We start from the raw sequence: 25,616 nt of genomic DNA on the forward strand, positions 1-25,616 counted from the left end.
CCGCGACCGCCCAAGCCCACCTGTTGGCCAGTCGAAACGCTGCAGGTCATACCTGCCATCGCACCCCCACCAGACCCCTAAGTCAACGGCATTGAGGTTAAATCTCAAGCTCAGGGGGTGTTGTGTTGAACTGCCACTGCCCGAGCCGTCCGCCTTCAGGTCTCCCGCATCCCGCACCAGCGCGATCTCAACAACGAGGACTACGTCGACGACCACGCGCTCGCACACATCCCCGCCGCCCTGCCCCTGCTCGGCCTGGGCCGCGACGAGCACATGCTGATCACGCGAGGCAACGGGCAGCAGATCACCGCCCGCGGCTTCGACGACCCGCAGGCCATGCGCATGATCCTGCTGCAGATCCTCACCGGACGACGGGCCAGCGAGATCCGCACCTGCCTGTTCGACTGCCTCTCCCCGGTCCCCGACCGGGCCGTCGACGCCGCCGAGGGCACCGGACAACATCCTCGTCGACCGCGACGTCGTCGCGGTCATCGAGGAACAGCGGCAGTGGATCCGCGACCACTTCCCCGGCATCACCCCGCGTCACCTGTTCATACAGCGGACCGGCAACCGGCAGGGCGACAAGCCCTACCCGTCCGGCACCTACAGCTGGATGCTCCGCGAGTTCAGCAAGACGGTGGAGATCACCGACGGCAGGGGCAAGCCCGTCGGCCTGAGCCATACTCACCGCTTTCGTCACACAAAGCTGACCAGGCTTGCCGAACTCGGCCTGCCCGTCCACGTGTTGATGCGCTATGCCGGGCATGCCACCCCGTCGATGTCGATGCACTACGTCGCCACCGCCAGGAACACGCCGAGCAGGCATTCCTGGCCACCGCGAAACTGAGGGCGGACGGCACCCACGTCACCTTCTCCCACGACGACCACGACAGCCTCCACCTGTTCAACCGCGCCGATCGGTTCCTGCCCCACGGCTGGTGCCTGCTGCCGCCCCTGCAGACCTGCGACAAGGGAAACGCCTGTCTGACCTGTTCGGTCTTCGTCACTGACGCCTCTCACCAGCCCTCCCTGGAAAGGCAGTTGACCGAGACAGCAGCACTGATCGACCGCACCACCACCGCCTTCCAGGAACGTCACGGCCGCCCTATGCCCGAGGACAACGTCTGGCTGCTCCAGCGGCGAGCCGAGCATGCGGCCCTCGCGAAGCTGCTGGACTCCATCCGCAGCAGACCCGACCGGGCGGTCCACGGCGCCGGCTGCGGCACCGCCCCCACCGGACCCGTCCCCATCAGTTTCGATCTCGACCGACACCGAAGGACCAGGCCGTGACCGACGCCCGCATCAAGCGCACCCAGACCCTCACCGCCGCCGCGAAGGCGAAGTCCCAGGCCAAGACGAAGGACGCCGAGCAAGCCATCCGGCGGCTGATCAAACGCGGCGAGCCGATCACCTTCCAGGCCGTCCAGCGCGAGGCCGGCGTCTCCCACGCATTCCTCTACAACCACCCCGACCTGCGCGGCCGCATCGAACGCCTGCGGGCTCAAGCCCGTCCGATCCCCGCACCGGCCCCGCCCGCGAACGAAGAGAACACGCTGGTCCTCGCGTTGACCAGCCAGATCACCCGGCTGAAGAAGCAGCACAGAGACGAAGTGCAGGCTCTGCGGGACGCGCTGGAGCAGGCCCACGGAGAGAACCTCGATCTCCGACGCGAACTCGCCCGCCGCGGCTTGCCCGGCCAGGTCCAGGCAAGCTGAAATGGTCTTGAATACCCCGTGTCAGCAGGGCTAGCGTTCTTGCACCTGCCAACACCGGCACCTTCAGGAAGTCCACATGCCTCGCCGGACACCGGGCGAGATCAGGTCCCAGTTGCCGTTGCGGAACACCAGGCACTTCAGGCGAACCGTCATCAGAGGACTGTCTGCATCCACGAACCGGCAAATCGCCCAGTTCGAGCGCGAGCGACGCCTACCCAGAGGGGATATCGCGCTTGCCTTCCGCCGCTGGGCTCAGCGAGCCGGGCGGCGTCGCAACGCAGAAGAGTGGCACTACGGATACTCAGACGTCGCCACCGGGCACATCCGCACACTCCTCGAAGTTGCCAGTTGCAACCTCCGTCCCCGCGCTCGAAGGGAACTACAGGCGGCGTTGGCGCCGATCGACGCACGCGTTCTGAAGCGCACCGTCAACGATCCATTCGCTCCACAGCACCTGCCCTGGTGGCAACGGCGCATCGAGGTCTGACCCGGGCCCGACACCAGAGTGGGGCCAGAGATCGCTCGGGCAGCCACCTGTCTTTGCTTCTATGTCTTCAACGTCATTACAAGGGCGATCGCCCGAACCGTGAACTTCATCCCCAGATAACGCCCGGGCCGGCGATCACCAAGTTCTCTGCCCGGCCTATCCATTCCAGAGTGATCAGGGAGTTCTGGGTGGGTTCGGGGATGGTGGAGTCCTCGGCCCGCCAGGAGCCCAGGGTCTTGCCGGTGGGGAAGTTCGCCGAGTGCCGGCGAAGCCGGCGGGTAACCGCATCGCGGCCGGTGACCTCCTCGGCGATCAGCAGCCGCAGGACCTCGGCGGGGTCCCAGCGTTGAGCGCGGGCGGTGGCCAGCACGTCGGGGGCCGCCTTACGCATATAGGGCAGGCGCATGCGGCGCATGAGCTTGCCCAACTCCTCGGGCAGGGCCGGGGCCTGGGGAAACGTCACGGTTGGATATTCCTTCGCTGGTCGCAGTGTGCGCCGATAGGCTCGGCGGGTGATTAATCTGGCGGTGCGGGGTGATCTCGGGGACGTCGTGGCTCGCGCTGAGGCCGGGGTGAAGTGGACAAATGCCTTCGCGGGCCTGCCCCCTCGGAATTCCCGATGCTTTTCGCCCTGACTCCGTATGGGGACGCGATGTTCAACCAGCGGCAGATGCCGCTGCTGCTGGCGGAACTCGACCGGCTTCCCGCCGCCTGCGCGGGCGAATGGGTCGCTCAGGCCCGCGAGTTGTGCCAGGTCGTCGAGCGCGGGACACACCCGTATCTGTGGTTCATCGGCGACTGACCCTGCTCGGCCGGGCTTCAACTACCCTGGGCCGTTGCCTACTGGCCCAGTGCCTGCCAGCCGATAGTTCCGTTCTGGACGGAATGGGATTCGTCCGCGCGGACGACTTCACCGACGGGCTTGCTGTCCGCGATGTGTCGCAGGATCGAGAGCAGGTCGCCGTCGGCGAAGCGTCCGGCCGTGGCCGCAAGTCCCAGGGCCTGGTCGACTCTGTCATTGCCCAGGACTGTGGCCAGTTCGGCCGCGCGGGCCATCTTGGCGCGGATGCGGACGGCTCCGGCGGGTCCGGCCTCCTTGAGCCAGCGGCCCGCGCCGGAGCCGATGGAAACGAACGCGATCCCGGCTTCCGAGCGCGGTTGCAGGCGGGGCTGGTGGATGCTGCGGCCATCGGGGTGGTCGGGATAGTGCTCGCCGAGGATCTGCGGAAGGCCCGGGGTGGAGAGCTGGTGGCGCCAAATCTCCAGCAGATCACCCGGACTTGGTGCGGGCGGTGATGGACAGTTCCTCGCCGACCATCCGGCACCACACCCTCGAGCCGGTATAGCCCGGAGGGGTCGAGAGCGCACCGAGTTGAAGCTGATCGTGCGATCCGAGCCGACCAGTCTCTCCTCGCCCAGCGCGAGCGGCTCGATGGGCAACACGTGCAGGGTGGTGCGTTCGATGTCCAGGCGGTCGGCGGGTATCTGCCCGGTCGCCCGGTGGCGGCGGGAGTTCACCGCATCGCACCAGGTCCGGCAGGCGTCCGCGAGTTCGGCGAACGGTCGTAGGCGGGCAGCAGGTTCGCATCCGTGGGAACCAGATCGGCCTTCGCAATCTTGACCGTGGCCTCCGCGCCACCCTTCGATTCAGGATCGTTAGGGACGCAGCTGACGACCTGGCAGCCGTAATGCTGGCCCGCGGCGACCATCTGTGGGTGCCGTACCGGGATCCCGGCGATGTGCTCGACGGTCACCGTCTTCGCGTTGTCGGTCAGTACGTAGGTCGGGGCCCCGCCGATCCGGCGCAACGTGGTGTCCAGGCAGGCCACCAGCGTGCCCAACGTGCAGTCCCATACCGGGATCACGACTCGAAACCGCGACCAGGACAGCCACGCGCAGAACAGCCAGGTCCGCCGCCCCCCGATGCGCGGGCCCTCGCCCCAGTCGAACTGCAGCCATCGGCCCGGCTCGGGAATCCACGGCCGGTACGTTCGGCGCTTGCCCGCCTTCCAGGCCGTCTTCGCCGCGTTCACCGCCCGCCGCGTCGAACGCTCGCTGCCCCGGTAGCCCATCTTCACCAGCTTCTCGTGGACCACATCCGCGCGGATCGTCGCCTTCGACTGCTCGACCCACTCCTCGACCTTCTTCAGGAACGCGTCGATCATCTTCGGCCGCGGCTCTCGCTCATAAGGATTTCGCCCGCTGGCGCGGGCCTCGACATACCGCTTGACCGTCTTCGGGTCGTGTCCCGTCAAGGTCGCCGCCGACCAGACCGTCCCGGTCAGGTCGTACGCCTCAAGAATTTCCATGATCTCTCTGTCAGACTTCGTCACAGGACCTCTCCGGCCGGTTGCTGATGATCGCAAACACCAGCAAACCGGACGGAGGGGTCTCCTTCAGATAAGGAAGCGATCAGGAACACCGCAGGCCAGACGGCCATCCACCTGGAATTCCGGTGGCCATCGGCCTGGACTCAACTGGCCGCCCACCTGGACTTTGCCACGGCCGCCGTCACTTGTGGAGCGCCTCGAGGCCATCTCGGTAGATCTCGGTGGAAAGAGCGATCACCTCGTCGTCGGTCGCTTCGCCCTCGGGGGTGAAACGGCCCGACCACTGCACTTCGGCGCTGTCGGGGGCACCGCTCACCTCGTGCACGCGCAGGGTGGACAGGTAGCCGACGACAGGGAAAGGTGCCTCCACGATGGTGTAACTGTAGTGGCGCTCGGCGTCGTTGAGCTCCACCAGGCGCTCGACGATGACGTCCCCGTCGGGGCTTCTCAGCCGTCGGACACGGCCGCCCTCCACGAGGCCGCTGTGGGAGATGTAGGGCAGCCAGTCGGGCAGGGAGCCGAAGCCGCCGATGAGTTGCCACACTCGTGCGGGCGAGGCGGGGACGATCCGGCTGACGGATGTCGATGCCATGACGTTCTCCCGAGCTCGTTGGTTTCTCCGTTGCCGGACGGGAAGTATCCGCAGGGGCTCAGGTGCCGCCGGGCAAGGGCGCCTGCGGGCTGACCAGGTCGGCTTGCCGCAGTTCGCGCCAGAAGTCAGCCGAGATCTGCTCATGCAGGGCGGCTAGGTCCTCGGCGATGCGACTGGGCTTGGTCGCACCGGGGATGACGGCGGCAGTCACGGGGTGAGCGAGGCTGAACTGCAGGGCCGCGGCTTTCATGCTCACCCCGTGTCGGTCTGCGGGCTCCTTCAGACGCCGGACCTTTTCCACGATCTCGGGGGAAGCGTCAGCGTATTCGAAGTGGGAACCGCCGACGAGTACACCGGAACTGTACGGACCACCGACGACCATGCTGACCTGCTGCTCGACGGCCATGGGCAGCAGTCTCTGCAGAGCGTGCGCGTGATCCAGCAGGGTGTAGCGCCCGGCCAGCAGGAAGCGTGTCCGGCCGGGGCTCTTCCAAGGCCAGGGCCAACTCGACGGGTTCTGTGCGATTGACCCCGAGACCCCACGCCTTGATGACGCCCTCGTCGCGCAGCCGGGACAGGACCCGGAAGGCCCCGGTTCGGGCCTCCTCGAACTTCTGCAGCCACACGTCGCCGTAAAAGTCCTGGGAGATGTCGTGGACCCACACGATGTCGATCCGGTCGACGCCCAGTCGTTTCAGGCTGCCTTCGAGCGAGCGCTCGGTTGCCTCGGCCGTCCACTCGTGGACGATCCTGTTGGGGCGGCCGAACTTGAAGAGACTGCCCTTCTCCCCCAAATCACGGGAACCCTCTTCGATCTCGTCCAGGATGACCCGGCCCACCCTTCGTCGACAGGACGAACTCGTTCCGGGGCTTGCTCGAAAGGAGTCCACCAAGGCGGATTTCGGCCAGACCTGCCCCGTACAGCGGAGCGGTGTCGTAGAAGCGGACGCCCTGATCCCAGGCGGCGTCGAGCGTCGCGTTCGCTTCGTCGTCCGGAACGGCGCGGAACATGTTGCCCAGTGGAGCCGTCCCGAACCCGATCCGATCCGGGAGGATCTTCTGCAGGCTCACGATACGTCCCCTTCACGGTGTCTTTGCCTCCGCAGCCGAGGGCTCCGCCGTGGCGATCACCCGGCTGACGCTCTCGATCTCCTTCACCAGACGTTCGGCCGCATGCTGCGGCCACCCCGCCCGCTCCTCGACACTCGTCGCGGGACTCGTCGTCGCGACAGCCGATATCCACCGTATGACCGCGCGATACAGCTCGCAATTCACCCATTCGAACCCTCGCGCGTCTCACAATGCGGCACCCCGACTACTCGCCGTCGCGCATCCAGCGCGGCGGCGTCGCCGAGGTCCAGCGGCGACGGCCTGTCGAGCGGCGACCACACCCGCCACCGGCCCCCCCCTCCACGGCAACGAATGCGCGGCAAGCAGAGACACGCGAACATGGTGATCCGGGAGATGCGGCGGACGCGGAGCACGACGACTTCCGCGAAGGAGGTCCGCGCGACTCCGCGCAGCCGGCCGGACAGGGCTCTCGGGGTGGCTGCGGGCGACGCCTTCCGTACGCCCCTCACTTTTCTCAGTCGCCGAACAGGCCGAGTTCACCTTGTACGCCGAGGAAGTGGAAGCACATGACCGTCTCCGGAATCCTGACATCGGGCCAGGGCAGACTGGCCCTTGGAGTGGCGGTGCTCTCCGCCCTGACTGTGATGCCGATGCCGACTCACGCCGCGGACGACATCGGTCGGGCCCCGGCGGCCCAGAAGCCAACCGTGGTGCTCGTACACGGAGCGTTCGCCGACGGGTCCAGCTGGAACGCAGTGGTCCAGCGCCTGCAGCGGGACGGCTACCAGGTCATCGCCCCGCCCAACACGCTGCGCGGCATACCCCAGGACTCGACGTACCTGAACAGCCTCCTCAAAACCATCAAGGGACCGATCGTTCTCGTCGGACACTCCTACGCCGGCGAGGTGATCTCACAGGCGGCCGCCGGCCTCGACAACGTCAAGGCACTCGTGTACGTCAACGCCATCATGCCGGACAAGGGAGAGTCCTTCGCCAGCCTCTCCGGCAAATTCGCGGCAGCCCCGCTCACCAAGGCGCTGAGGCAGGTCCCCTTCCGCAACGGCGACACCACCACGGGCACCGACGTGTACATCCGGCCCGCCGAACTCCACGCCACCTTCGCCCAGGATCTCTCCCAGCAGCAGGCCTCCGTCATGGCATCGACACAGCGGCCGATCGCACAGTCCGCCTTCACCGACAAACTCACCGAAGCGGCCTGGCGGGACAAGCCCGTCTACGTGCTCGTCGGCAGACAGGACCGGGCCATCAACCCGAGCCTCGAACGGTACGAGGCCGAACGCGCGCACGCGCGCAGGACAGTGGAGATCGACTCCTCCCACGTGTCCCTGATCTCCCACCCCCAAGCCGTCACGGATCTCATCCTCAGCGCGGCCCACGACTCCGTCACCGGTAAGTGACGAACGGGCATGTCCTGTCACAGTCGCGCGTTGCGGTTCCTCGAGACAGCGGTCGCAGCATGGCGGTGACATCGAGTTCACCGAAGGCGGGGACCGGAAGGCTGCTGAGGTACTCGGTCGAGGTCGGCCTGGCCAGTCTGCTGAGCTACTGGGCGGCAACCAGACTGTGGTCGACCGCTCATCAGCCGTACGAGGAAGGGCAACTCGGTGGCATGTGGGCTGCGATCTCCACGATCTTCGTGGTCCGGGAATGCAAAAGGGAGAGTGCGATCGCGGCGATCGCTCGCATGTCGGCGACCCTCATCAGCTTCGTACTCTGCCTGGCATACCTCGCGTTCCTGCCCTTTCACGCCTGGGGCCTCGCCCTGCTCGTGGGCTTGAGCGTCCTGGTGCCCGGGCTGATCGGACGGCCCGGCGACGAAGCGACCGCGGCCATCACCACCACCGTCGTCATGGTCGTCGCAGGACTGAACCCGCACGGGGCCTGGAAACAGCCGCTGCTACGTCTGGCGGACACGGCCATCGGCGTAGCAGCAGGCCTGGTCACGCTGGTCATCGTGCATCAGATCGGCAAGTGGACAGGCAGAGGAAGCGGCCCTCCATCGGACCGATCACCCACGAGTCAGGCCGGCTGACTCCGCGCACTCTCGCAACGTGGGCTGTCAGGACGGACGAGTCCCAGTGATTCACCCCAATGGTCCCGCCGAGGATCCGAGCCCGCGGCTCCGAAGTGCGCGACGGCAATGGCCCGCTTAGCGTGCAAAGTGCGTGGGGACTGCCCAGCCGTGGTCGCGCCTGCGCGCGAAGGTCGGGACGAAGGAGCATGGGGTATGGCGAAGGTACTGTTCATCGTCAGCGGTGCCAGCTACTGGGTGCTTAAGGACGGCACGAGGCATGCCACGGGTTACTGGGCGGAAGAGTTCGCGAACCCGTACAAGATCCTCACGGATGCCGGTCACCAAGTGATCATCGCCACTCCGGGCGGCGTGATTCCCACCGTCGACATGATGAGCCTGCGCCCGTCCTTCAACGGTGGTGAGGACGGGGCCCTGCAGCAGGAGAACATCATTCGCGACGCCGAGGGGATGCGGCGGCCGCTCAAGCTCTCGGACGTGCGGCTCGAGGACTACGACGCCGTCTACCTGCCGGGCGGTCACGGGCCGATGCAGGACCTGGCGTTCGACCCCGACACCGGGCGCCTGCTGACCGAGCAGCTGCTGTCGGGCAAGCCGCTGGCGATCGTGTGCCACGCCCCGGCCGCGATGCTGGCCACCCGGATCCACGGTGTCTCGCCGTTCAAGGGCTACAAGATCACGGCCTTCACCAATGACGAGGAGGAGGGCGTAGGGCTGGCCCCCCGAGCCCCGTGGCTGCTGGAGACCGACCTCAAGGAGAAGCTCGGGGTCGACTTCAGCCGGGGTCCGAACTGGGAGCCGTACATGGTCGAGGACCGCAACCTCATCACCGGCCAGAACCCGCACTCGGCCGGCGTCCTCGGCAAACGACTCCTCGAAGTCCTCGCCTGACGGTATCGCGGCGACTCAGCCCGCGACCCGGGTGCGACCACGGTCCCGGCACCACGGGGCGCGGCCGGGTCGTGGCCCGCGTGCCATCCGCGCGTCCAGGCTCCGGTAGCGCCGCGTTGGTGTCGTGCGCCCCTGCCGTCCTTGCCGGGGGCCGCCACGTTGATGCGATGCCGGTTCAGGCCGAGACCGGTGTCTCCGGCTTCATCTTGTAGGCATTCTTGATGGCCTCATGCCGGGTACCGAGGCCATCGGTGACCTTGCGCTCCCACGGAACCCGCTGCAGCTGCTTGGTCTCGTCGATCATGGACTTCGGCTCCAGGTTCCGGAAGCTGTCGACCTCGCCGGCCGCCACGGCCGTCAGCGTGGCGAAGACGGCTTCAGGGTCGAACTGCGCGCGCGGGAAGGCGAGTTCGGAGTAGTCGAACAGTCGCTCCGCGGGGTCGTCCTCCCAGCTCTCCCACGTCTGGAACATCCGGTCGTTGAAGCCGGTCAGGAACGGCCCCGGATTCACCGTGGCGACCTCTATGTTGTACTCCTGCAGCTCGTACGCCATGGTCTCGGCGATCGCCTCGATCGCGTGCTTGGACGCCGAGTAGATACCCGTGAACGGATTGACGTTCAGGCCTTCCCGTGACGAGACCCAGACGATACGGCCCTCGCCGCGCTTGATCATCTGTTTGGCGATCCCCTGGGTGAGCAGAAGCGGCCCCGTGACGTTGACCTCGAACTGGTGCCGGATGTTCGCGCCGGGGATGTCGACCGTCGAGCCTCCTTCTCCGACGCCCGCGTTGTTCACGAGGATCTCCACGCCCCAGTCGAGAGCCTTGCGCCGGTCGCCGTCGTTGGTTACGTCGAGCTTCTCCACGTGCAGGTCGACCTTCCGCTCGGCCGCCTGCCACTTCAGGGTCTGCACCTGGGCGTAGATCTCGACGCTGGCGATGACGTCGAATCCCTTCTGGGCCAGCCGCATGGCCGCCTCGAAACCGAAGCCGGAACCGGCTCCCGTGATGAGAACCTTCTTCAGCGACGAATTCGACATGGTGACGCACTTCCTTTTCGTCTGTCCGGTTCGCGATTATCGACTTGTCGATGGTGTTCTCGGAGCTGTTTTGCATTCAAACGGCGAGAGCGGTGCTGCCGCTTGCGACCGCGCCCCGCCGGGGGGGAAAGGCCAAGAGCGGGATCGTGTGTCAGATGATGTCGAGGCGGTCGAGGAACGGCTCGGCGACAGCGGCGTCTCCGGTGATCTCGCAGTGCTCGCGCCACGGAGTGCGGGTGGTACCCCAGCAGATGAAGTCGGCCGCGCTGCTGTGGACCTGGGTCGATCCGAGGGCGCCGGGCGTGACGGTCAGCCCTGCGTGCCCGCCCTCGGCGGGCAGTATCGTGACGGTCGTGGCACCGGGGCCGGTCAGGTCCAGCACGAGCGGCTCGGTGACCGCGGCGTCGAGGTCGTGACCTTGCATCTGCGGCACCCCGGCGAGCATGAACTCCACGGCCGGAGCCACCAGTTCGTCTGTCGGCGCCGGAACCGTGAACGGCAGCGGCCCCTGCGGGGCGAGCAGGTCGTAACGCAGATGGCAGAGCACATTGAACGCCATGGTGTTGGCCAGCAGATGCCGCGGGTAGGTTCCCAGGCCCGCCACGGGTACCGGGTCGTCCGCTTGCGGCGTCTTCTGGCCCGCTTCCAGGAGCTCCAACTGCCGGGGGGTGTAGCGCCTCCACTCGTCGATCACCTCACGGTGATTCCAGCCGCGGCGCTCGTCGACCCGCATGTCGTGGTAGCGCTCGCGGACCTGCGGCCAGGACGGGTCCGGTGTGGGGGGTTCGACCGCTTCATGGGCGAGGGCCGCCAGGTGGGCGATCACATCGATGACCCGCCAGCCTTTGCAGGCGGAGGGCGACTCCCACTGCTCGTCGTCGACGAGCGGGACGATGTCCGCGAGCTGCTCGCTGCTCGTTCGCGCCGACGCGACTCCTGCTTGTGTCATCGATGCCTCCTTTCGGCGGGCCCGAACCCGGACCGGTGTCCGGGAGACGGCCCGATCAGGCCGCCCGTCGCGACAGCCGGTATGTGGCCGCCACGTCCGCCCGCCCCTGACCGTGCGTGGCAGCCGACTGCAACCGGTCGCGTACGACTTCCGCGATGCCCAGCCGCAGCCCGGCGCCGTGAGCAGACTCGGTGATCAGAGCGGCGTCCTTCGCCGCCGCCTCCAGCGGGAAGGACGGTGTGTCGAGGTCGTCGCTGATCATCTTGGGGCCCTTGGACTGCACGTACTTGCTGTCCAGCGCACTGCCGCTGATGACGTTGATCAGCTGGTGAGGGTCGACACCCAGCGCCTCGGCCAGGGTGAGGGACTCGGCGATGCCCTCGACGGTCGTCAGCACCCACGCGTTGTAAGCGAGCTTCAGGCTGCTGGGCTGCCCGATGTGGTCCAGCCAGACGGTGCGCGTGCCCACCGCGTCCAGGACCGGCTGGACACGCTCGCCGGCACACAGGTGCGACGCGGCGGCCAGAATGGTCAGGGTGCCGGCGGCGGCCGGCTCCCTCGTGCCCAGCACCGGCGCCTCGACGAAGGCGACGCCGAGTCCGTCGGCCTGCTCCGCCAGGCGCAGGCTGCCCTCGGGCGAGACGGTGCAGCACTGCAGCCACACGGCGTCCCGGTCCAGACCGTCACGGGCCTGGTCCATCACCTCGGACACCACTCGCTCGTTGGCGAGAACGGTCAGCACGACCTTGGCCCCGCGGCAGGCCTCAGCCGAAGTGTCGCACACCACCGCGCCGACCTCGGTCAGCGGCTCGGCCGCCGCCCGCCTGCGGTTCCACACCCGAAGCCCCAGCCCGGCCGCGGCGATGTTCCGCGCCATGGCGTCCCCCATGGTTCCGATCCCGAGGACGGCCACCTCCGGACGGCCCCGGGCCGTGTCGCTTCCGCTCATGCTCCCACCTCCGTGGTGACGGTCCCGCCCGCGCTCAGGCGGCGTCCTGCCCGATCCAGACGGTCTTGGCGTTCATGAACTCACGCATCCCGAGGTCGGACAGTTCGCGTCCGTAGCCGCTGCGCTTGACCCCGCCGAAGGGGATTTCGGGGTAGCTGGTGGTGTTGCCGTTGATGAAGGCCATACCGGACTGCACATCCCGGACGAACAGGTCCCGTTCCGCCTGATCCTCGCTCCACAGGTTCGAACCCAGACCGTACGGGTGGCCATTGGCGATCTCCAGGGCCTCCTGCAGGGACGCCACGGTCCACACCTGGGCGACCGGGCCGAAGACCTCCTCGTGGAACATCTTCATCTCGTCCGTGATGCCCGTCAGCACGGTCGGCGGGAAGAACCAGCCGGGCCGGTCCGGACGCCTCCCACCCGTCAGCACCGTCGCGCCCTTGCCGACCGCATCGTCCACGTACGCCTCGACGTCCGCCCGGCCGGACTCGGTCGCCAGCGGGCCGACGTCCGTGGCGTCCTCCATCGGGTCCCCCACCACCAGGGCCGCCATCTTCGCGGTGAACTTCTCCAGGAACGCCTCGGCGACGTCCTCGTGGACGAAGAACCGCTTGCCGTTGATGCAGGACTGCCCGTTGTTGAGCGTCCGCGCCCTGACGGCCACGTCGGTCGCCCGGTCCAGATCCGTGGACGGCATGACGATGAACGGGTCGGAGCCGCCGAGCTCGAGCACGACCTTCTTGATCACGTCACCGGCGATCCCGCCCACCGAGCGTCCCGCCGGCTCGCTGCCGGTGAGCGTCGCGGCCGCCACCCGGTCGTCGCGCAGGACCTCCTCGACCCGGCGCGCGGAGATCAGCAGCGTCTGGAACACGTCGTCCGGGAATCCCGCTTCCCGGAAGAGCCGCTCCATGTACAGCGCGCACTGCGGCACGTTCGAGGCGTGCTTGAGCACCCCGACGTTCCCCGCCAGCAACGCGGGCGCGGCGAAGCGCATCGCCTGCCACAGCGGCAGGTTCCACGGCATCACCGCCAGCACCACGCCGATCGGCTGGTACGTCACGAAGGACTCCTTGGCGCCGACGTTCCCGGCGTCGTTCCGTAGATCCCGCAGGAAGTCCAGGCCGTGGGCGGCGTAGAAGCGCAGTCCGTGGACGCACTTGGCCACCTCCTCGCGGGCGGCCCGGAGCGTCTTGCCCATCTCCGTGGTGATCATCCGGCTGACGTCGTCGGCGTCCTTCTCCAGCACATCGGCTGCCTGGTTCAGCCATTGAGCGCGCTGCTCAACGCTCGTGAGGCGATAGGACCTTGCCGCGGCGGCGGCCCGCTCCAGCTTGTCGTCCAACTGCTCGGCGGTGAGTTCCTCGAAGGTCCTGATGACCTCGCCCGTCACAGGATTCGTGGTCGCGATAGCCATAAAATGAGGCTAGTTCCGTCGTTCATTTGTAGCAAAAGGTGTCACGTCGCCCTGCGTGAGACACCATGACCCCCTGTAGCCGAATGCCATTGGCGCCGCGCCGCAATCCGGGGCGGATCAACGCTGCGGGCGATAGCCGGTGACGGCAGAGAACAGGGTCGGGCCCGGATCGGTCAAGACGAGTGATGATCTGGCGGAAAAGGCTTCCTCAGCACGCGAAAACGGACTTCAACGATGCCGAGCGGCACTACAGCTGCGCCATTCTCCAGGTACCGTTCCCGGTGGACGGATATGACTCGGCTCTGCGGGTGTATTCGCTGTGAACTTCTTACTCCCCCCTTCAGCAGTACGTCAACGTAATACCGCAGTCCCCCAGGAATCACGAAGCAGGTCTACGAGGCGGACAGGTGCCATAATCCCGATACCCTCGGCTACGATCGAGACATAATGCCTTTCCCCTCTTTCGTCTCGATAAATAACATCGATCGAAGAAATGTTGGCGTTCCAGCTCGTACCGCCACGCCGACCCTCGGTCCGAACTCCTTTCCTATTGAGGATCCGCATGATTCCCAACCCAAAGAACACCAACGCTGGTACATACACAAAGAAGATGCCCAAATCGGCACCTTTCGCGTCAATAGAGCTCGCGCTGTCAGCGGCAGCGGATCAAGGAATGGCGTATCGCGTGTCGCCGCGCGGATCAAGTGGTCGGTAGAGCCTTCGTGGGCGAGACCAGTTCCGTCGAGCGCGATCAGTAGTCGAAGAAGTGAAGGGCCGGGTCTCTGACCTGCGGCCGGTTAATCGATCAACACTGCGACCTGTGACTTAGTACTCCAGTTGCAGTTTGCTATTCCTGCTGGTCAGTGGCGTGTTCGTGAGTGTACTGGGCTGATGCGCCGTCAGGTGGCGGGAGTTCGTGACTTCGGGTGCGGCGGCGTTAGTGACAGTGGCGCGCGGTGGCCTGGTGACGGCGGCGCCATCGAGACCAGTTCAGTGCGTGGCGTGTGCGCCGGATATGCGTCAGCGTGGGGCGGCCAACTGCCAGGAGTCGCCGGATTTCCGCCACCGTGAGCGGGGCGAGATCGCCGGAACCGATTCTGCGGCCCCCTTTTCCGTCCCCGCGGCGGCGGCCATGGCAGCGAGGAAGGCGTGGGCGAGCATGGCCAGGGTGATGTGCCGATACCAGCCCGGATACCGGCGAACTTCGTACTGATCCAGGCCGTACTCGTTCTTCGCGGCCTGGAAAGCCTCCTCGATCGCCCAGCGCGTCCCGGCGATCCGTACCAGTTCGGCGATGCCGGTGCCGGCTGGTGCATAGGCGAGGTAGTAGGCGATCTCGTCCGGGCGGGCCAGGCTGCGGCGGGCCAGCACCCACCGGTCGTGGGTGGGCGCATCGCCGTCGAAGTCATCGATCGCGGGCAGCCTCGCTGCCGCCCAGTCGTAGACGCGCGGCCCTTTCGCGCCCGCCCCGCAGGAGTGGCGTTCCCAGACGTCCTCGGGTGCCTGGGTGATGGCAAAGTCGATGCGGCCGATGGCGTGCACGTGCTGGGACTTCGGCACGGCCAGGACATAGCCGATGCTGGCCTCCTCCAGCAGGCGGCGCAGCCGCCACTCCTGGCCGTAGGCCGAGTCTGCGGTCACCCAGGCGATCGGCAGCGGCGAGGCCAGGGCCCGCATGATGATGGCCTTCGCGAGATCGCCTTTGGTGGCGAAGGCACGCTCGTCGGGAATCTTCGCCTCTGTGCAGCGGGCCGGATCAGAGGTCCAGGACTTCGGCAGACGCTGGACCAAGACGTTCACCGACCCAAGGCTCTGCGCGGCCATCGTCGACCGGCTCACCTTCAACGGCACCATCATCGAGACCGGCACCGAGTCCTACCGCCTCGCCCAGACCAAGGCGAAGCAACTGCAGACGAAGAAGTAGCCCCAAGGCCAGCCGGCCGGTGGGATCTTAATCCCTGTTGCCTCGGACCTGGCGGTCCAGGAACTCAATCAGCCGTGTTTCCGAACGTGCAAGCCTCTCCCGTTGTTCACCAGGAAGCGAAGCGAGGGCGTCGGCCAGGACCCGCTTTCGCGGGACGTGCACCATATTGCCGGAGTAGATACGGCAACTGGAACACCAGGCAAGTCCGATGCACCGCTCGAACATGGACGACTCGGGCGGATAGAAGCGGTACTGGTACGAGCGGACGGACGATCCGCAGGCGGCACAGATCCGACAGTCCCCGTCAAAGACCGTGTCCCAGGTCCCGACCTTGCGCCAGTGCTGCCGCCCGGCCGGTGCTCTTCAAGTCGTCATGCCCAGCATTCTCTCCCACAGCAAGTCGCCCAGCACAGCCGTCCCGGCGAAGCTGGGGCCGGAGCAGACCGGAACCGGGGGCCACTTCAAGCCGGAACAATCGCCGCACCAGCCCCAAAGCGGGGCCAGGTCGGGCCGGAAAAGCGGGGCCAGTTCCAGACCGTTAACGCCAAGAGATGGCCGACCAAGCGCTCATCACCGTGGGAAACGTGGATCAGCAGGTCGTGCAGCAGGCGCAGGCCGCCGTCGGGAAGTCGGGTGTCGTCGTCATCACGGGACTGGCGAGTTCGACGTTCGAGATCCACGCGGTGTCCGACTGGATCCTCCAACGCCAGGTGGAGATCCGCGGCTCCATCTACGGTTCCATGAACCCGCAGACGGACATCCCGCGGCTGCTGAAGCTGCACCGGGACGGCTATCTGCGGCTGGACGGGCTGGTGACCGCGACGTACCAGCTGGAGCAGGTGAACCAGGGGTACCAGGACCTGCGCGACGGCAAGAACATCCGCGGCATCCTCACCTTCGACTGAGAGCGACGGGCCCCGCCGGATCGGTCAGGGAACCACGCCCGCGCGGTTCCATTCCCTCGTCGGCCTGCGCGCACGAGGTTGACGGGACATGGGGTCGGCGGCGACGCCGGATGCTTCGGCGCGAGAGGAGTGAACGAGCCACCCGTTGAGGACGGGGCACCGGACGACGGACGTGACCGCGGCTCATCCGGCGGACCACACCGTGGAGGAGAACAACCCGCGTTCAGGTACTGGTTCTCGGCGGCGTGAGCGGTGCCTTCATCGGCAGCGTGATCGTGGCATGGGCGGGCTGCGCCCGGCGGCACCTTCCGTGGACCTGGGGCGATGTCACTGCCGTTTCAGTAACAGTAGCGCCATGTCGCATGGGCCTTGCGAGCCGTCCTCGAGCGGACTGGCCCGCAACTGAACGCTCTCGCCACGGCATCCGCGTCCCGAGCCGGCACATCCCGATCACGGCTGTCGCTCCGGCGCGACAGCGCCTTGTCTGCGGCGGCGCCCTGGGCGCCGCTCCCCTCTCAGCCCGAGCCTTTCGTCAAGGCGTCACGCCTCGCGGCCCGACCGCCAGCCACATCCCTTTTTTCGCACACTGCAAGATGAGAATGCCCGGATGGGCGCTGGGACCTCGGTGGATACCGGAGGATCCGCATTCGGGGCATTCAAGGTGGGGCAGAGCAGGCGGGACGGCTCGTTACCGGGTCCTCCGGTGTTGGCCGGGGCGCAGACACTGACCCATTGTTCTGGGGGTGCAAGAACACCTCGCTGACAGAGAAGAGTCGAACTTCGTCGTCCGGGCGGAAGGGCTTTACGTCGACCACAACGAAACGGCGCCGCTCGTGGTTCATCCGGCGAGGGGCTGTGCTGCCGGGCCGCGTCTGTCCAGTTGCGCCGGCAGAACGCGCTGTGGGCGACGGAAGACCAGTACGCACGTGTGACGCGTGCAGGTGTCGCCCTTCCGTCCCGGTCGGGCGTATCCGCCTCCAGCCGTGATGCCGATCACACGGAGATTTTCTCGCCGGCCGGTAAGAAGCGGGCCGCTGCTCACATTTCCAGGTATGAAAGCCGAGATGAGGGGGTGCCCGTGACACCTGCCGAGCGCTTCCACGATATCTACGAGGAGTGCTACCCGCGTGTCCTTGGCTACGCCACAAGCCTGGTGGGACGCCAGGTGGGAGAGGACATCACCAGCGAGACGTTCACCATCGCCTGGCGGCGGATCCACGACGACGTCCCGCATCCGACCCTGCCGTGGCTCATGGGAGTGACCCGCAACCTGGTGCGTGAGATGCGTCGCCGTGACGCTCTGCGCTACCTCCTCGCCGCTCAGGAGGCACAGCGCATCGCCGGTGGCGCTCAGGACCACGCCGGTGACGTGGCGGCGATGGTCGCCGACCGGCACATCGCGCTCCAGGCGCTCGCCGGTCTGCCCGAGAGCGACCGGGAGTTGCTGACCCTGATCGCCTGGCACGGCCTGAGCACGAAGGAAGCCGCGCACGTCCTGAAATGCACCAGCGCAGCACTGGCCGTCCGTCTTTACCGAGCGCGTCGGCGCCTGGAGAAGGCCTTGGAGGCGGCGCAGGCGCCCGACCCGTACGAACCGTCCGAGGCAGCGTCGACCCATGCCGCCGGCACCCCTCGACCGCACTGCGAAGGAGCACACGCATGAAGAACTCACAGGATCGATCGAAGCGACCCGACATCATGCAGGTGCTCTCGGACGCGCGGCCCGACGAACTGGATCCGGCCCGGTTGACCGACCCTGCGCGGCAACGGCAGGACTTCGTACGCATCGTCTCCGAACCCGCGAACAGCCGCGTGGCGCGCCGGTCGATGCGCTTCCGTCCGCTGGGGGCCGTCGCGCTCGTGGCGGCGGCGGCGTCCGTGGTGGTGTCCGTCAGCTCGTTCGACCGGCAGGCACCGGCCGACCAGTCCACCACACAACCGCCGGCCTCCGTCGGGGCGCAGGCGCCGGGTGCAGCCACGGACGTGCAGGTCGACGGACGTATCGAACTGCTCAGCGCGGCCAAGAAGGCGGAGGCCTCGCCCGCCGAGGGGGCGTATTGGCAGACCACCACGCTTTCGGGGAGCGTGGATCTCGCCGAGGTCAGTGGGCGGCTCTTCGCCGTGCGCAGCACGTCGACCGACTCCTGGTCGGTGGGTGTGCGGCCCGGCACGAAGAGTCTGATGGTCTCCAGTCTGGACTCCAGGACCGAACCCCGGACCGCGGCGGACAAGGCGGTGTGGCAGGCCGTGGGTTCGCCCCGCACGGTGCAGGCCGAGGTCGGGCAGTCGAGCGACACCCACTCGGTCGCCTTCACGATGGGCGCTGGGCGGCCGACAGTCATGCGGACGGACGTCGGCGGCAAGATCTACGCCGTCGGACCGGACAACGTCTCCTACAAGGCCCTGCGGGCCCTGCCCGCCACCAGCGACGGGTTGCGCCGTTACCTGGAGGGGCTGTACGCGCGGGGCAACGGCACGGAGGGCGCCGCGTCCGACCGCAGTGCTTGGATCCTGCGGCAGGCGGGCAACCTCGCCACGATGCCCGTCAAGCCCGGTGTCCGGGCGGCGGCGTACCGGGTGATGGCCGGTCTGCCCGGAGTCCGGGTAGTCGGTCATGTCACCGATCCGCTGGGGCGTGAAGGTGTGGGTGTCGAGTTCCCCGGCACGTACCGGACGGCGCTCGGGACGACGAAGCAGCGGCTCGTCATCGACTCCTCCACCGGTGACCTGCTCAGCGACGAACTCCGGCTCGTCGAGCCCTCGGCCAAGGCCAAGGCGACGGGTCTGAAGGCGGGTACCGTGGTCAACTACCAGGCCACCAGCCGTATGAGCTGGGGCGAGCGTCAGATCACCGTGCCGGAGAATGCCCACAGCTGATCCGAGCACACGTCAAGGCACACGCACTGCCGCGCAGTGATGCGCGGCCAGGGCCGGGCCGCGAGCTCCTTCGAGGGGCCGCGGCCGTGGCGACGCGACTGAAGCCTCCTCCCCCGTATTGCACTTCGCGGCACCATCCGGTCCAAGCGGCACCATCGGGGGCCGGCCAGCGCCGCCTGGTCCGTCCGGCACCACGAGCCCTCCGGGGCTCCTCTAACCTCCCGAGAAAGCCCATACCCATGCGCCTGCACAGGCCCTACCTTTCAGCAACCGCGGCGCTCGTCGTCGCTGCGCTGGGGATCACCGCGCACCACCTGACCGAGGGCGACGCCCATCCGGCCCACGTTCGGGCCGGGAGCACCGAACAATCCGCCACCACGGCGGCCGGCGAATCGGTACCCCCATCCGCCGCTCCGTCGGCGACGGTTCAATCACGGTCTCAACTCCCCTTCGAATTGCCGGGGCTTGGCCCGAAGACCCTGGCACACGTCCCGGCCGACACCCGCCAGGTCCTCGTCGTCACGGGAACCGCCAAGAACTCGGCATCCTCGCAGGCCGTGCTCTGGCAACGGGTCGACGGCGGCTGGCTTCGCGGAGAAGTGTGGGCCGCCCACAACGGCTACAAAGGCTGGACGGACAAGCACTACCTGGGCGATCTGCACAGCCCCATAGGGGTGTTCGGCCTCACCGACGCCGGCGGACGCCTGGCCGATCCCGGTACCAAGCTGCCCTACCACCAGTCCGGTGCCTTCTCGGTCAGCGGCACCGGCTTCGAAGGCGAAGCACTGGCCGGGTCCTTCGACTATATCGTCGCCCTCAACTACAACCGGCAGCCCGGAACATCACCGATGGACGGCACTAAGCCGCTGGGGGAGAGCCGCGGTGGAGGCATCTGGATCCACGTCGACCACGGCGGCCCCACCCATGCCTGCATCAGCCTCTCCAAGGCGCACATGAAGCAGTTGCTGCGCGCGCTCGATCCCGCGGACCATCCCGTCGCCGTCCTGGGCGACGCAGCATCGCTCGCCCACTGACCGTCCCACCGGGCGTACCGAGGGGGTCCGGCTCTGCAGTCAGCGTCGCCGCATTCGGTCCCGTTTGGGCTGGCGCGGCGGCTGATGAGCAGGAACGGGTGTAGCCCTCAGGGATGTGGGCCACTGCGGTGGGAGTGGCCGCGTGCGGGCACTGGAAGGCAAGCGGGCAGACGCGTTGTTTCGGGACCCTCTAGCACGGGCCTTCACCGCTGCGCCGGTTTGTGGCCCTCCTCGCCGACGCCCGATGACGAGGCCGCGCGACGCCGGCGGCTGACCGTGTCGTTCTCCATCGTCATCAGGACGAATTCCTCGACGACCTGTTGCAGCAGGCCCCCGCGGCCGGGGTCCGGCATTTTGTGCTGCTCAGCGCCGGCATGGACAGCCGGGCCTTCGGATGAACTGGCCCGAAGGTGCCCGGCTGTTCGAGGTCGACACGCCGCCCCGCTGGACTTCAAGGCGTCACAGTGCTGCGCCAGAAGCGGGCCGTCGCCCGCTGCGAGCGGATCACCGTAACGGTGGATCTGCAAAAGGACCGGCCCGCCGCGCCGGCCGCCGCGGGGCACGATCCGGCATTGCCGGCGGTACGGATCGCCGAAAGGACTACGGATCTATCTGCCCGAGCATGCGGTGGACCTGCTGCTGGCCCGGATCAGCGCGCGCTCGGCGGCAGGCAGTCGGATGGGCTGACGTGGGCTTGCGTGGTGTGATCGAGCGTTTCGGCGCGGACGCCGTGCCGGGATCAACTGCGTCCATGTGAGTCTCGGAGATGCCCGACGACCCGGTGGGCTGGCTGGCCGGGCACGGCTTGGAAGCCGACAGCCGCACCCTGCACGAGTGTGCTGCCGCCTACGACCGCCCGATCACCCCCCGCCGCGGCGCGAGGAACGGCCCGGCGGGGTGATCTCAGCGGTCCGCCGGTAGAGCACCGTCCAGTTATGAGGGGGCAGCACAGGGAGGAGGGACTGAAGCCTCCGATCCTTCCGGGACGGGTCGGCCCGGCCCCACGACGTGGGGTGCTGATGCGCGAAGCGAGGAGAGCCGGGGTGTCCGCCGAACCGGGGCTGGAGGAAGCCCTCGATATCCTGCGTGCCGAGCCGGCGGACGATCAACGCCATGGTCTTCGCCCGCGGCCACCACACCAGTTACGCCGACTGGGGCAACCACGGCGCCAAGCACTGGGCCTTCGACGACCTCCTGCCCTACTTCCAGCGCACCGAGACCGCCGTCAGCGGCGCCCCGTGGCGTGGCACAAGCGGTCCGCTGACCGTCGCCCCGACGGCCGAGCCCAACGAGGTCCTGCTCGCCTGCCTCGACGGCGCGATCGAGACGGGACAGCGCCGGGCAGACGACATCAGCGGCGGCCTGGAGGAGGGCTTTGCCCCGGTCGACCTGAACATCGTCGACGGCCGCCGGCAGAGCGCCGCGGACGCCTACCTCGCCCCAGCCCTCGGCCGCCCCAACCTTGAGGTCGTCACCGGGGCGACGGCCCACCGGCTGCTCTTCGACGGCCGACGCTGCACGGGAGTCGAATTCGGTGTCGACGGCCGTATCCTCACCGTGCGAGCCGCACGCGAGGTCGTCCTTACCGCCGGCACCATCGGCTCCGCCCACCTGCTGCTGCGCTCCGGCATCGGCCCCGAGTGGGAGCTGCGCAAGGCCGGTGTGGACCTCTTCCACGAGCTGCCGGGCGTGGGCCGCAACCTGCACGACCACCCGCTCGTCAACCTCGTCCACAGCGCCCGCCGTACGGTGCCCGAGCCGCGCGGCAACCACGGCGAGATCATCGGTCTGCTGCGCAGCACGCCCGAACTCGATGGTCCCGACCTGCAGATCATCTTCGTCGACGTCCCGTTCCCGAACCCGGTCGCCCCGGTGGAGAACGGCTTCACCATCGGGGTCTCACCACTCAAGCCGTTCAGCCGAGGCACCCTGCGGATCACCTCCGGCGACCCGTACGCGCGGCCGGTGCTCGACCCGGGCTACTTCACCGACGAGCGGGATGTCCGCGCCGCGCTGTCCGGGATCGAGACGGCGCGCGCGATCGCCCGGTCCGCGGCGCTGGCCCTCTGGGGTGCCGAGGAGGTCGCTCCGGGGCCGGACGTCACCGACGCCGAGACACTCGCCTGGTACGCCCGTACCTCCGTGGCGTCCTACTGCCACCCCGTCGGCACCTGTGCGCTGGGCGAGGACGAGGTATCCGTGGTGGACTCCGCGCTGCGGGTCCGGGGGTTGGAGGGGCTGCGTGTGGCGGACGGCTCTGTCATCCCGTCGATCCCGTCCAACAACACCAACGCGACCGTGTACGCCATCGCGGAGCGCGCCGCCGAGTTCGTCCGCGACGACGCCTGAAGCCATCCTCGCTAATACGTGTTCACACGTATTAGCGAGCGGACGGATGACACGCCCCTAGGAGCAACGATGACCGCCGCCTCCCCCACCACCGCCGACACACCGGGCACCGATGTCGGCGTTCTACTGCCCGTGGTCGTCCACTTCGACGACCTGGACTCGATGGGCCTGCTGCACAACGGTCACTATCAGGTACTGGTCGAGCGGGCATGGGGGTGGTTCTGGCGAGGCAAGGGCGTAGGCGGCACGAGCGGTCTCGAAGGGGACGGCTTCAACGTCGCCAAGACGTTCGACATCACCTACGACCGCCCCGTCGCGGAGGTCGGCAAGTACGCCGTACGCCTGTGGATGCGGCGCCTGGGCACCACCTCGGCCACCGCCGGTTACCGGGTGTGTTCCGACGGAAAGGTGACCTAGGCCCACGGCAGTCGTACGGTCGTCCGCCTCGACCGCGCCACCATGAGGCCCACTCCGGGTCCCGGAGATCGCCCGTACCCTCGGCCTGCCGGAAGGCGAGGACCACCATGCTGGATGAGTCGACGAATGTCTGGCTGCGCGGCCTGCTCGACCGTCACGAGGCCGTGGCCGGGACGGTCCACGTGGCGCGTGACGACCTGTTGCACATCACTGCCGCGCACAACATCCCGCCCAGGGTCCAGGAGATCACCGCGCGCATACCGCTCGGCAAGGGCATAGCGGGCCTCGCCTGGGAGCAGGGCCGGCCGATCCAGACCTGCAATCTCAAGGAGGACGACAGCGGCGCGGTCAAGCCGGGGGCCAGGGCCGTGGACGGCAAGGCCGCCGTCGCGTTGCCCGTGCGCGGCACGCACGGCACAGTGCGGGCTGTCGTCGGTCTTGCCTGGCTTGATGAACGCGAACTGACCGAGGGCGAGTTGGCGAAGCTTGACGACGATGCGGAGTCGCTGCCCGCCACGGCGGTCCGCGTCCCGCAGCCCCGACAGTCAAACGACTGATCCCGGGCATGACGGCGGCTTCCACACTGATGGCACAGGCGACTATCTGGAAAGGAACCGCACACCCATGACGGTCGTCAACAGCCCACTGCCGGACCAGGAACGCGAGATCGCGGGCAGCGCCCTCCAGGCGACCCTGGTGGATCTGCTCGACCTGTCCCTGGTGGCCAAGCAGGCGCACTGGAACCTGTACGGGCCGCGCTTCCGCTCCATCCACCTGCAGCTCGACGAGGTGGTCACCACCGCGCGCGAGTACGCCGACACGGTGGCCGAGCGTGCCGCCGCGCTCGGCGTCAGTCCGGACGGACGGGCCGGCACCATCGCCGCCACCAGCGGACTGCCCGCGTTCGCGGCGGGCTGGACGAAGGACGTGGACGCCGTGGAGGCCCTGGTCGAGGCGTTCTCCGCCGTGATCGGGCGGGTGCGGGAACGCATCGAGGCGACCGGTCCGGCGGACGCCGTGACGCAGGATCTGCTGATCTGCCTGACCGCCGACCTGGAGAAGCAGAGCTGGATGTTCCAGGCCGAGAACCGGGGTTGAGGTCGCTGCCTGAAGCTCTCGGGGGACGGTTCTGTACGACGGGGCCGCCCCCGCTGTACGTGTGTCAGGCCCGTCTACGTGCCCGCAGGGCGGCTGCCTTGACGCGGTTTCCGCAGGAACGCATCGCGCACCACTCCCGGCGGCGGCCCCGGGAGCGGTCGAGGTAGACGTGGGTGCAGTCGGGGCGCCCGCACTCGCGCAACAGCGTGGCTTCGTTCCCGGGCTGGACGTCGCGGACCAGCTGTGGGTGGCCCGCTGGCCGCTCTACCGCACCGCCGAGGACTTCGGCATCTTCGCCACCCTGGACCCCAAGCCGGTCAAGGGCGACTGGAACGGCACCGGCGCGCACACCAACTTCTCCACCAAGGCGATGCGCGAGGGCTACGACGCCATCATCGAGGCGTGCGAGGCGCTCGGCCGCGATGACAAGCCCGCCGAGCACATCCGCCAGTACGGCTCCGGCGTCGAGTACCGGCTGACGGGCCTCCACGAGACCTCGCACTTCAGCGAGTTCAGCTACGGCGTGTCGAACCGGGGCGCCTCCGTGCGCATCCCCTTCCAGGTCGAGATCGACAAGAAGGGATACATCGAGGACCGGCGCCCCAACGCCAACGTCGACCCGTACGTCGTCACCCGGCTGATGGTCGACACCTGCTGCACGGCCCTGGCCGACGCCGGTCTCGTCTGACCGGCGCCGACCGGGCCGCTCTCACTCAGAGGACGCGGCCGAACAGGGCCAGCAGCTCCGTCCAGTGCCGCTCGGCCGCCTGCGGGTTGTAGGCGGCCGTGTCGGACTGGGTGTAGCCGTGATGGGCGCCCTCGTAGACCTCGCACCGGTGCCTGACCCCCGCGTCGGCGAGCGCCTTCTCCAGTCTGCGGACCTGCTCCTCGGGCATCGAGGGGTCCTCGTCGGCGTGCGCGAAGTACAGCTCGGCGGTGATCCGGTCGGCCAGCAGATGCGGGCTGTCCGGTGCCTCGCTCGCCAGCCAGCCGCCGTGGAAACCGGCCGCCGCGGCGACCCGGTCCGGGTGGGTGCCAGCCGTGTACAGCGCGAGCCGCGCCCCCATGCAGTACCCGGTGATGCCCACCGGCCCGGTCGCGACCAGCGGCGACTGCGCGAACCACCCCAGGTAAGCCTCGGCATCACGCTCCGTCAGCTCCGGGGTGAGCGCCTCCATCAGCGGCACGACCTTCCCCACGATGTCCGGCCGGGCCTCCATGTCGATGAACTCGGGCAGCTCCACGACCGGGATACGCCCGTGCCGGTAGAAGACGTTCGGGACGAGCACGGTGTAGCCGGCGGCCGCCAGCCGGTCGGCCATGGCCGTCAGATGCGGGCGCACCCCGAATGCGTCCTGGTACATGAGCACACCCGGGTGGGCCTGCCCGTCGTCGGGGTGTGTGAGATAGGCGTCGGCGATGCCGTCCGCGGTGGCGATGTCCACAAAGGTTCCGGTCACGGTGTTCATAGGTGAGCCTCTCCGAGCTGGGTCTTCCCTCACACGTCGTCAACACC

General features: G+C 67.9%; 27 protein-coding genes and 5 pseudogenes. 19 read left to right on the top strand and 13 right to left on the bottom strand.

The genetic code is table 11. The annotated features are described in order from the left end of the window. On the bottom strand, positions 1 to 492 hold a 492-nt coding region (locus tag ACH47Z_RS42130), incomplete at its 3' end, for a hypothetical protein (protein WP_399084278.1). 61 nt (positions 493 to 553) lie between these two features. Between ACH47Z_RS42130 and ACH47Z_RS42135 the strand changes: the two genes are divergently transcribed. The 3 genes from ACH47Z_RS42135 (at position 554) to ACH47Z_RS42145 (ending at position 1,715) form a co-directional block, all read left to right on the top strand. Next, complete coding sequence (locus tag ACH47Z_RS42135; RefSeq protein ID WP_399084393.1) at positions 554 to 847, top strand: tyrosine-type recombinase/integrase; 294 nt, start codon at positions 554 to 556, stop codon at positions 845 to 847. 194 nt (positions 848 to 1,041) lie between these two features. Further along, positions 1,042 to 1,290, top strand: coding sequence for a hypothetical protein (locus tag ACH47Z_RS42140; RefSeq protein ID WP_399084281.1), 249 nt, complete (start codon positions 1,042 to 1,044; stop codon positions 1,288 to 1,290). Beyond that, complete coding sequence (locus tag ACH47Z_RS42145; RefSeq protein WP_399084284.1) at positions 1,287 to 1,715, top strand: DUF6262 family protein; 429 nt, start codon at positions 1,287 to 1,289, stop codon at positions 1,713 to 1,715. Before ACH47Z_RS42140 ends, ACH47Z_RS42145 begins: the two co-directional genes overlap by 4 nt. 593 nt (positions 1,716 to 2,308) lie before the next feature. On the opposite strand, the gene ACH47Z_RS42150 is transcribed toward ACH47Z_RS42145, so the two are convergent. Then, complete coding sequence (locus ACH47Z_RS42150) at positions 2,309 to 2,665, bottom strand: ATP-binding protein (RefSeq protein WP_399084287.1); 357 nt, start codon at positions 2,663 to 2,665, stop codon at positions 2,309 to 2,311. A gap of 156 nt (positions 2,666 to 2,821) precedes the next feature. Between ACH47Z_RS42150 and ACH47Z_RS42155 the strand changes: the two genes are divergently transcribed. Beyond that, positions 2,822 to 3,004, top strand: a complete 183-nt coding sequence (locus ACH47Z_RS42155; RefSeq protein WP_399084290.1) for a hypothetical protein — start codon at positions 2,822 to 2,824, stop codon at positions 3,002 to 3,004. A gap of 38 nt (positions 3,005 to 3,042) precedes the next feature. On the opposite strand, the pseudogene istA reads toward ACH47Z_RS42155, so the two are convergent. The 3 genes and pseudogenes from istA to ACH47Z_RS42170 form a co-directional block, all read right to left on the bottom strand. Further along, positions 3,043 to 4,511 (bottom strand): annotated as a pseudogene (gene istA / locus ACH47Z_RS42160) (IS21 family transposase). Positions 4,512 to 4,713: 202 nt separating this feature from the next. Continuing rightward, on the bottom strand, positions 4,714 to 5,124 hold the full coding sequence (locus ACH47Z_RS42165) for an SRPBCC family protein (RefSeq protein ID WP_399084293.1): 411 nt from the start codon (positions 5,122 to 5,124) through the stop codon (positions 4,714 to 4,716). A gap of 58 nt (positions 5,125 to 5,182) precedes the next feature. After that, a pseudogene (locus ACH47Z_RS42170) lies at positions 5,183 to 6,195 on the bottom strand (aldo/keto reductase). 566 nt (positions 6,196 to 6,761) lie between these two features. Between ACH47Z_RS42170 and ACH47Z_RS42175 the strand changes: the two are divergent. From ACH47Z_RS42175 to ACH47Z_RS42185, 3 genes are all read left to right on the top strand, one after another. Further along, positions 6,762 to 7,613 carry an alpha/beta fold hydrolase gene (locus ACH47Z_RS42175; RefSeq protein ID WP_365723142.1) on the top strand — a complete coding sequence of 284 codons (852 nt, stop codon included), beginning with the start codon at positions 6,762 to 6,764 and terminating at the stop codon, positions 7,611 to 7,613. After that, complete coding sequence (locus ACH47Z_RS42180; protein WP_399084296.1) at positions 7,610 to 8,248, top strand: FUSC family protein; 639 nt, start codon at positions 7,610 to 7,612, stop codon at positions 8,246 to 8,248. Before ACH47Z_RS42175 ends, ACH47Z_RS42180 begins: the two co-directional genes overlap by 4 nt. 195 nt (positions 8,249 to 8,443) lie before the next feature. After that, positions 8,444 to 9,139, top strand: coding sequence for a type 1 glutamine amidotransferase domain-containing protein (locus ACH47Z_RS42185; RefSeq protein ID WP_399084299.1), 696 nt, complete (start codon positions 8,444 to 8,446; stop codon positions 9,137 to 9,139). Between the two features lie 175 nt (positions 9,140 to 9,314). On the opposite strand, the gene ACH47Z_RS42190 is transcribed toward ACH47Z_RS42185, so the two are convergent. The 5 genes from ACH47Z_RS42190 to ACH47Z_RS42210 all read right to left on the bottom strand — a co-directional run bounded on the left by ACH47Z_RS42190 (position 9,315) and on the right by ACH47Z_RS42210 (position 15,320). Continuing rightward, positions 9,315 to 10,178 (bottom strand): SDR family oxidoreductase, encoded by an 864-nt coding sequence (locus ACH47Z_RS42190; RefSeq protein WP_365723144.1) that lies wholly within the window; start codon positions 10,176 to 10,178, stop codon positions 9,315 to 9,317. A 151-nt stretch (positions 10,179 to 10,329) separates the two neighbouring features. After that, positions 10,330 to 11,127: a maleylpyruvate isomerase family mycothiol-dependent enzyme gene (locus ACH47Z_RS42195; protein ID WP_399084303.1), complete on the bottom strand. Its 798-nt coding sequence runs from the start codon at positions 11,125 to 11,127 to the stop codon at positions 10,330 to 10,332. 55 nt (positions 11,128 to 11,182) lie between these two features. Next, entirely contained in the window at positions 11,183 to 12,076 is an 894-nt protein-coding gene (locus tag ACH47Z_RS42200) for an NAD(P)-dependent oxidoreductase (RefSeq protein ID WP_399084306.1), read from the bottom strand. A 34-nt stretch (positions 12,077 to 12,110) separates the two neighbouring features. Beyond that, the gene (locus ACH47Z_RS42205) at positions 12,111 to 13,496 is read right to left on the bottom strand and encodes an NADP-dependent succinic semialdehyde dehydrogenase (RefSeq protein WP_399084308.1); all 1,386 of its coding nucleotides are present in this window, start codon (positions 13,494 to 13,496) and stop codon (positions 12,111 to 12,113) included. A gap of 1,020 nt (positions 13,497 to 14,516) precedes the next feature. Then, positions 14,517 to 15,320 (bottom strand): IS701 family transposase, encoded by an 804-nt coding sequence (locus ACH47Z_RS42210; protein ID WP_399084311.1) that lies wholly within the window; start codon positions 15,318 to 15,320, stop codon positions 14,517 to 14,519. Between ACH47Z_RS42210 and ACH47Z_RS42215 the strand changes: the two are divergent. The 5 genes and pseudogenes from ACH47Z_RS42215 to ACH47Z_RS42235 form a co-directional block, all read left to right on the top strand. Then, positions 15,280 to 15,420: pseudogene (locus tag ACH47Z_RS42215) on the top strand (ATP-binding protein); the annotation flags it as partial. The gene ACH47Z_RS42210 and the pseudogene ACH47Z_RS42215 overlap by 41 nt on opposite strands. 584 nt (positions 15,421 to 16,004) lie before the next feature. Further along, complete coding sequence (locus ACH47Z_RS42220) at positions 16,005 to 16,325, top strand: hypothetical protein (protein ID WP_399084314.1); 321 nt, start codon at positions 16,005 to 16,007, stop codon at positions 16,323 to 16,325. 1,078 nt (positions 16,326 to 17,403) lie between these two features. Further along, positions 17,404 to 17,988, top strand: coding sequence for an RNA polymerase sigma factor (locus tag ACH47Z_RS42225; protein WP_399084317.1), 585 nt, complete (start codon positions 17,404 to 17,406; stop codon positions 17,986 to 17,988). Next, positions 17,985 to 19,202, top strand: a complete 1,218-nt coding sequence (locus ACH47Z_RS42230) for a CU044_5270 family protein (RefSeq protein ID WP_399084320.1) — start codon at positions 17,985 to 17,987, stop codon at positions 19,200 to 19,202. Before ACH47Z_RS42225 ends, ACH47Z_RS42230 begins: the two co-directional genes overlap by 4 nt. 239 nt (positions 19,203 to 19,441) lie before the next feature. Continuing rightward, positions 19,442 to 20,236 carry a L,D-transpeptidase family protein gene (locus ACH47Z_RS42235; protein ID WP_399084323.1) on the top strand — a complete coding sequence of 265 codons (795 nt, stop codon included), beginning with the start codon at positions 19,442 to 19,444 and terminating at the stop codon, positions 20,234 to 20,236. 203 nt (positions 20,237 to 20,439) lie between these two features. Here ACH47Z_RS42235 and ACH47Z_RS42240 read toward each other — a convergent pair whose 3' ends face one another. Then, a complete protein-coding gene (locus ACH47Z_RS42240) occupies positions 20,440 to 20,589 on the bottom strand; it encodes a hypothetical protein (RefSeq protein WP_399084327.1) in 150 nt (49 codons plus the stop codon). Here ACH47Z_RS42240 and ACH47Z_RS42245 point away from each other — a divergent pair. The 6 genes from ACH47Z_RS42245 (at position 20,557) to ACH47Z_RS42270 (ending at position 24,100) form a co-directional block, all read left to right on the top strand. Beyond that, entirely contained in the window at positions 20,557 to 20,634 is a 78-nt protein-coding gene (locus ACH47Z_RS42245) for a hypothetical protein (protein WP_399084396.1), read from the top strand. The genes ACH47Z_RS42240 and ACH47Z_RS42245 overlap by 33 nt on opposite strands. Positions 20,635 to 21,002: 368 nt before the next feature. Further along, a complete protein-coding gene (locus tag ACH47Z_RS42250) occupies positions 21,003 to 21,137 on the top strand; it encodes a hypothetical protein (RefSeq protein WP_399084330.1) in 135 nt (44 codons plus the stop codon). 212 nt (positions 21,138 to 21,349) lie between these two features. After that, entirely contained in the window at positions 21,350 to 22,585 is a 1,236-nt protein-coding gene (locus ACH47Z_RS42255; protein WP_399084333.1) for a GMC family oxidoreductase, read from the top strand. Positions 22,586 to 22,654: 69 nt separating this feature from the next. Beyond that, entirely contained in the window at positions 22,655 to 23,002 is a 348-nt protein-coding gene (locus ACH47Z_RS42260) for an acyl-CoA thioesterase (RefSeq protein ID WP_399084336.1), read from the top strand. 107 nt (positions 23,003 to 23,109) lie between these two features. Then, positions 23,110 to 23,559 carry a GAF domain-containing protein gene (locus tag ACH47Z_RS42265; RefSeq protein WP_399084339.1) on the top strand — a complete coding sequence of 150 codons (450 nt, stop codon included), beginning with the start codon at positions 23,110 to 23,112 and terminating at the stop codon, positions 23,557 to 23,559. A 67-nt stretch (positions 23,560 to 23,626) separates the two neighbouring features. After that, a complete protein-coding gene (locus tag ACH47Z_RS42270; RefSeq protein WP_399084342.1) occupies positions 23,627 to 24,100 on the top strand; it encodes a DNA starvation/stationary phase protection protein in 474 nt (157 codons plus the stop codon). A gap of 64 nt (positions 24,101 to 24,164) precedes the next feature. On the opposite strand, the pseudogene ACH47Z_RS42275 reads toward ACH47Z_RS42270, so the two are convergent. Continuing rightward, positions 24,165 to 24,311, bottom strand: a pseudogene (locus ACH47Z_RS42275) (CGNR zinc finger domain-containing protein); the annotation flags it as partial. A gap of 12 nt (positions 24,312 to 24,323) precedes the next feature. Here ACH47Z_RS42275 and glnII point away from each other — a divergent pair. Further along, positions 24,324 to 24,788: pseudogene (gene glnII / locus ACH47Z_RS42280) on the top strand (glutamine synthetase); the annotation flags it as partial. A 25-nt stretch (positions 24,789 to 24,813) separates the two neighbouring features. Here glnII and ACH47Z_RS42285 read toward each other — a convergent pair. After that, positions 24,814 to 25,569: a dienelactone hydrolase family protein gene (locus tag ACH47Z_RS42285; RefSeq protein WP_399084345.1), complete on the bottom strand. Its 756-nt coding sequence runs from the start codon at positions 25,567 to 25,569 to the stop codon at positions 24,814 to 24,816. Positions 25,570 to 25,616: the final 47 nt, after the last annotated feature.

Source organism: Streptomyces sp. NPDC020192 (assembly GCF_044388685.1).
In the GTDB taxonomy this organism is placed as follows: Bacteria; Actinomycetota; Actinomycetes; order Streptomycetales; family Streptomycetaceae; genus Streptomyces.

Bases quoted from the DNA above. Each gene is read 5' to 3' on its own strand.
- ACH47Z_RS42185 (WP_399084299.1), top strand. From the start codon at position 8,444: ATGGCGAAGGTACTGTTCATCGTCAGCGGTGCCAGCTACTGGGTGCTT.
- ACH47Z_RS42190 (WP_365723144.1), bottom strand. From the start codon at position 10,178: ATGTCGAATTCGTCGCTGAAGAAGGTTCTCATCACGGGAGCCGGTTCC.
- ACH47Z_RS42240 (WP_399084327.1), bottom strand. From the start codon at position 20,589: ATGCCGGACCCCGGCCGCGGGGGCCTGCTGCAACAGGTCGTCGAGGAA.
- ACH47Z_RS42205 (WP_399084308.1), bottom strand. From the start codon at position 13,496: ATGGCTATCGCGACCACGAATCCTGTGACGGGCGAGGTCATCAGGACC.
- ACH47Z_RS42200 (WP_399084306.1), bottom strand. From the start codon at position 12,076: ATGAGCGGAAGCGACACGGCCCGGGGCCGTCCGGAGGTGGCCGTCCTC.
- ACH47Z_RS42265 (WP_399084339.1), top strand. From the start codon at position 23,110: ATGCTGGATGAGTCGACGAATGTCTGGCTGCGCGGCCTGCTCGACCGT.
- ACH47Z_RS42195 (WP_399084303.1), bottom strand. From the start codon at position 11,127: ATGACACAAGCAGGAGTCGCGTCGGCGCGAACGAGCAGCGAGCAGCTC.
- ACH47Z_RS42285 (WP_399084345.1), bottom strand. From the start codon at position 25,569: ATGAACACCGTGACCGGAACCTTTGTGGACATCGCCACCGCGGACGGC.
- ACH47Z_RS42210 (WP_399084311.1), bottom strand. From the start codon at position 15,320: ATGGCCGCGCAGAGCCTTGGGTCGGTGAACGTCTTGGTCCAGCGTCTG.
- ACH47Z_RS42235 (WP_399084323.1), top strand. From the start codon at position 19,442: ATGCGCCTGCACAGGCCCTACCTTTCAGCAACCGCGGCGCTCGTCGTC.
- ACH47Z_RS42165 (WP_399084293.1), bottom strand. From the start codon at position 5,124: ATGGCATCGACATCCGTCAGCCGGATCGTCCCCGCCTCGCCCGCACGA.
- ACH47Z_RS42230 (WP_399084320.1), top strand. From the start codon at position 17,985: ATGAAGAACTCACAGGATCGATCGAAGCGACCCGACATCATGCAGGTG.
- ACH47Z_RS42250 (WP_399084330.1), top strand. From the start codon at position 21,003: ATGCCCGACGACCCGGTGGGCTGGCTGGCCGGGCACGGCTTGGAAGCC.
- ACH47Z_RS42175 (WP_365723142.1), top strand. From the start codon at position 6,762: ATGACCGTCTCCGGAATCCTGACATCGGGCCAGGGCAGACTGGCCCTT.
- ACH47Z_RS42255 (WP_399084333.1), top strand. From the start codon at position 21,350: ATGGTCTTCGCCCGCGGCCACCACACCAGTTACGCCGACTGGGGCAAC.
- ACH47Z_RS42270 (WP_399084342.1), top strand. From the start codon at position 23,627: ATGACGGTCGTCAACAGCCCACTGCCGGACCAGGAACGCGAGATCGCG.
- ACH47Z_RS42260 (WP_399084336.1), top strand. From the start codon at position 22,655: ATGACCGCCGCCTCCCCCACCACCGCCGACACACCGGGCACCGATGTC.
- ACH47Z_RS42155 (WP_399084290.1), top strand. From the start codon at position 2,822: ATGCTTTTCGCCCTGACTCCGTATGGGGACGCGATGTTCAACCAGCGG.